Here is a 4,436-nt window from a genome sequence, read left to right as displayed (position 1 = left end):
TATTTAATTCAACGGAGCCAGGCAAATGCCTTTTTTATTTAGATATTTTTAGATTTACAGTTTTTTCTTCACAACATTAATTATACAACCTATAAATATATCGAAATTTTAAAATAAATATCACAAAAATGTAACAATTTCTAAAAATTTTAATAAAAAAAATACCACCCAGAATTGGATGGTAAGCTTATAATTACTTAAACTTTATTTAGCTTGAATAAATAGCTGATTAACTAGCGAAAATATATTTCCTTTAAAATAAGTTATATTACGATTTATCTGACTCATATCTGTTAAAGCAAAATATTTATCAGACAAAATTGAAATAATAATTAAATCTTCACTAGCAGATTTATTAGTAAAGGTTAATGCTAAATGATAAACAGGATTATAACCTTTTTCCAGAATAAACTTATTAAATTGATTATCATACTCTATTTTTTCTGACTGATAGATTAATTCAATTAAGTTATCTATACTTGCTTCTTCAAGTTTAGTAATATTGCTAGAGTTTAAATCAAAAAATTGATTGCGAGGATATAAGTAAACCGCTGCTGCCTGGCCAAGCATCTCAATTAAATTATTTTTAGTATTAAGATGATTTTTAATTAAATTATATAACTTTTTAACTTCAATTTCTTCTTCCCGACTTCCATAATAATAGTCTCCCAATTTGAATCTATTTGAAAGTGAAAAATACTTTTCGCTCCCATCAAAAAAATAAACTTTTCCGCTTATCAAATCTTCATCAGATATATTTTCTTGCGGATATGAATTGAGATTAGAGAAAATATTCCAGAAAGCAAATAGTACTTCTGGTGCATTAATTGATGTTTTACCCCAACGCTGATCAATAACTTCAATTTCAACCGGAGTATTAGCCTTAATAACATTTTCAAAATTGCGGTTGTTTTCAATAATTATATTAGTATTTTCAGCAATATTTAGGGCAAAAAGATCAAAAAGAAGTGGTAAAAGCATTAATAAAAAAAAGAAAATCAATAATGAAGACAAAATATTTTTTTTCATCACCTGCTATCACCATCCCGATTAAAAATAATAGTAACTGTAGTACCAGATTCAGAATAACTGTCAATAATCAGTTTACCATTATGTGATTCTATTATCTTTTTAGAAATATTTAGCCCTAAACCATGTCCATCTAAAAAATCACTTTTTTTCATCTGGTTATCGAGTAGCTTTTCATAATCAAAATTAATTCCCTGACCATAATCAATTATTTTTAAAATTGTTCTGGAAAAATTATTTTCTAAAGTCAGATCAATTTTACTACTATTGCTGTGAACAATTGCATTATCAATTATATTTAGCAGCACTTCTTTAATTTTATCCTGATCAAGTAAAATCTCCACTTCAGAATCAGCATAAAAATTAATTTCTATATTATATTTATGAGCTTTATATTTCATTATCTCTACACTCTGGTCAACTAATTTATTTAAATTATTGTAACTTTTTTCTAAACAAAATTGATTGGGATCTTTAAGCTTGGAGTTTTCTATTATTTCGTTAATTAATCGCAAAAGTCTTTTTCCTTCACTTTCAATATAGCTTAGAGCTTGAGCTGACTTTTGAGAATCATCAATATTTTTCAAAAGATTGGCATAACCAATGATAGTTGTTAAAGGGGTTCTAATTTCATGGGTCATATTATCATAAAATAATTTCTGCTTATTCTTCTCATTTTTTAAGTCAGCTATTAGATAGGTTATATTTGCTGCCATTTTTTGAAATATAGCAGCAAGTTCTTCTACCTCATCACCACTTTTGATGGTAAAATCAGTTTCTAATTTACCCTGGCGGGAAAATTGATCTACTTGCTGACCTAATAATTTAAGTGGATTAATAATTTTGCGAGTAAAAATATCTATAAAGATAATAATTATAATAAATGCAATCAGATTAATAAAAGCCATGGTATAAAGTAAATTTTTTTTGAGTAAATCTTCTTTTTGCAGAGGATAAATTAACCTTACTGCACCTAATAATTGCTCTCCTTTAAAATAAGGCAAAGTTAACAGAAAAAATCTATTTTCTCCGTTATTTTTTATTCTATAGTTTTTTTGGTTATTTAGAGCAAGAGTTAAATCACTGCTTGTTTTAAAATCATCTTTTAATTCACTGATTAAATTAAGCTTTGCAACTGAATCAAAAATTGAATCACTGTTTTGATGATAAATTTGAGTTCTTAAGTTTAGCATACGGCTTAATTCTAAGTTCAAGTAATAAATATTACGGGGATTAATTTCTTCTATCTTATTTAAACTCTGGTAGAGAAACATATGAGTAAGATAAGAGTTTTTTACTATTGTTTCTTTAACATTATTGATATTATGATTATCAACTATTTTTACTGTCAAAAATGTTATGGAAATCAAAACTGGTAAAATAACTAGAATACTGGCTAAAATAAATTTTTCTTTTAACTTAAGATTACTTAAATACTTCATTCAACTTTTCCTAAGTCTAGTTTATAGCCCACCCCATAAACTGTTTTAATTATAGCTTGATAATCTTTTAATTTTTCTCTCAGTCTTTTAATATGCATATCTATCGTCCTGGTATTCCCATAATAATCATAACCCCAAATATAGTTTAGTAATTGAGTTCTGGAAAAGACCTGCTGATAGTTTTTCATTAATAAGTAAAGAATCTCAAATTCTTTCGGGGTAAGGCCTAAATCTTTTTCATTTAACAAAACCTGATGTTTGCTTTTTAAAAGTTTTAAAGCACCAAGTTTAATTGTATCATTAATCATATTCTTATTATTTATTCGTCTTAAAACAGCTTTTACTCTTAAAATAAGTTCCCGATTATCAAAAGGTTTAGTTATATAATCATCTGCTCCTAATTTTAGTCCCATTAATTTATCTGCTTGATCATTTTTAGCTGTAATGAATATAACTGGAATATTTTTCTGCTTAATTCTTGCTTGTAATTCAAATCCATTCATGCCCGGGAGCATGATATCTAATAAGATTAGATCAGGTTTAAGTTCAAGCAAAGCAGTATAGGCACTTTCTGCACTACTAAAAATTTCAACTGTAAAGTTTTCTAACTCCAGATTCATTTTAATTAGATTAGCAATTGGCTTATCATCTTCAATTACAATAACTAGCACTAATTTACCCCCTAATTTTTCACTTTAATACTCTGCTGCCAGAAGTTAAGATAATCTTGTTTATGAGCAGCAGCAGTGAATATATTGTATTCTTTATTTATAGTAAACTTAAAAATACTCTGATAATTTTCATTTGCTTTAATATCATTTCTAGTTGGTATTCGTTCAGTTAATTCTCTATGCAAAATTGCTGCCTCTCTAGACAAAATAAAATCGATAAATTTTTGAGCCGCAGCAGGATGAGGAGCATTATTGACAATTGAAACACAACCTATTTCCCAACCAGTATCAGCAGGAATTTGATAGCTTAAATTAAAACCATTCCGAATCATTAGTTTTTGATCATGCAGAAAATTAACTGCAATTAAATATTCTCCCAGAGCTATTTTCCTGGCTGGGGTAAAGCCATCTTCTGTATATAAAGCTACATTTTGATTAAGCTGATAAAAATATTGAGCAGCTTTTTCTGGCCCCCAGAGTTGAATTATTGAGGCAATGAAAGTAAAAGCTGTGCCAGAAGTAACTGGATTAGGCATAACAATTTTACCTTTAAAAGCCGGATTCAATAAATCAATAAACTCTTGTGGCTTTTGAAAAGAACTTTCTCCAAACTCCTGCTGCCATAAGCCTTCATTAACTGCTATAGAAATTGGTCCTAAATAAATTCCCGTCCAGAATCCCTGTTTAGATTTAAACTGATCTGGTATCTGGTCAGCTTCTGGAGATATATATGCTTTTAATAAACCAAGTTCAGCCAATAATTGGTGATTATCAGCTGGTCCACCCAGAATAATATCAGCTCTGGGTAATTCTTTTTCAGCAATAATTCTTTTATTTGTATTCTGAGAAGACATTTTAAGAAAAGTATAATTAATATTAGTTTGGTAGCTAAAAAGATCTAGTAATCGCCTGGCTTCTTCTTCGTGAAAATTAACATACACAGTTAAATTATTAGCAGAAGCTGCTGTGTGTTTTTTGCAAGTTAAAATTCCCGGTTTTTGCAAAGTTGTTTTCGCAGCCACCCAATAGGGAAAAATTAAAGTGAATTTTGGGCTCCTTTCATCAGTGAATTTTTGATTCTATGACTGTCACCAGGAAATACAAGTAGGTGACTGTGGTGGACTAATCTATCAATTAAAGCAGCTGTCATTTGCTCATCATAAAAGATATTAGCCCATTTACTAAATTCAAGATTTGTAGTGATTATTAAGCTCTTTTTCTCATAACAGTCTGAGATTATCTGAAACAGGAGCTGGGATCCCTCTCTGTCGAGAGGAATATAGCCCCATTCATC

At 28.8% G+C, this 4,436-nt stretch carries 5 protein-coding genes; all 5 read right to left on the bottom strand.

What is annotated here, in order from left to right; translation table 11 throughout:
• Positions 1-204 precede the first annotated feature (204 nt).
• A complete protein-coding gene (locus BMZ74_RS14090; RefSeq protein ID WP_089862838.1) occupies positions 205-1,029 on the bottom strand; it encodes a DUF3919 family protein in 825 nt (274 codons plus the stop codon).
• Complete coding sequence (locus BMZ74_RS14085; protein ID WP_089862837.1) at positions 1,029-2,471, bottom strand: sensor histidine kinase; 1,443 nt, start codon at positions 2,469-2,471, stop codon at positions 1,029-1,031. The genes BMZ74_RS14090 and BMZ74_RS14085 overlap by 1 nt, the downstream gene beginning before the upstream one ends.
• The gene (locus BMZ74_RS14080) at positions 2,468-3,142 is read right to left on the bottom strand and encodes a response regulator transcription factor (RefSeq protein WP_089862836.1); all 675 of its coding nucleotides are present in this window, start codon (positions 3,140-3,142) and stop codon (positions 2,468-2,470) included. Before BMZ74_RS14080 ends, BMZ74_RS14085 begins: the two co-directional genes overlap by 4 nt.
• An 11-nt stretch (positions 3,143-3,153) precedes the next feature.
• Positions 3,154-4,164, bottom strand: a complete 1,011-nt coding sequence (locus tag BMZ74_RS14075) for an ABC transporter substrate-binding protein (protein ID WP_177181466.1) — start codon at positions 4,162-4,164, stop codon at positions 3,154-3,156.
• Between the two features lie 14 nt (positions 4,165-4,178).
• Positions 4,179-4,436 (bottom strand): ATP-binding protein (locus BMZ74_RS14070; RefSeq protein ID WP_177181465.1); only part of this gene is annotated, 258 nt, incomplete at its 5' end.

Origin of the sequence: Halanaerobium salsuginis, assembly GCF_900114545.1 — a bacterium.
GTDB classification, from domain to species: domain Bacteria; phylum Bacillota; class Halanaerobiia; order Halanaerobiales; family Halanaerobiaceae; genus Halanaerobium; species Halanaerobium salsuginis.
The sequence above is the reverse complement of the archived record's forward strand: the minus strand, read 5'-3'. Positions and strand labels throughout refer to the sequence as shown.

Excerpts from the sequence above, each read along its gene's own strand:
- BMZ74_RS14090 (WP_089862838.1), bottom strand. The coding sequence starts at position 1,029 with ATGAAAAAAAATATTTTGTCTTCATTATTGATTTTCTTTTTTTTATTA.
- BMZ74_RS14085 (WP_089862837.1), bottom strand. The coding sequence starts at position 2,471 with ATGAAGTATTTAAGTAATCTTAAGTTAAAAGAAAAATTTATTTTAGCC.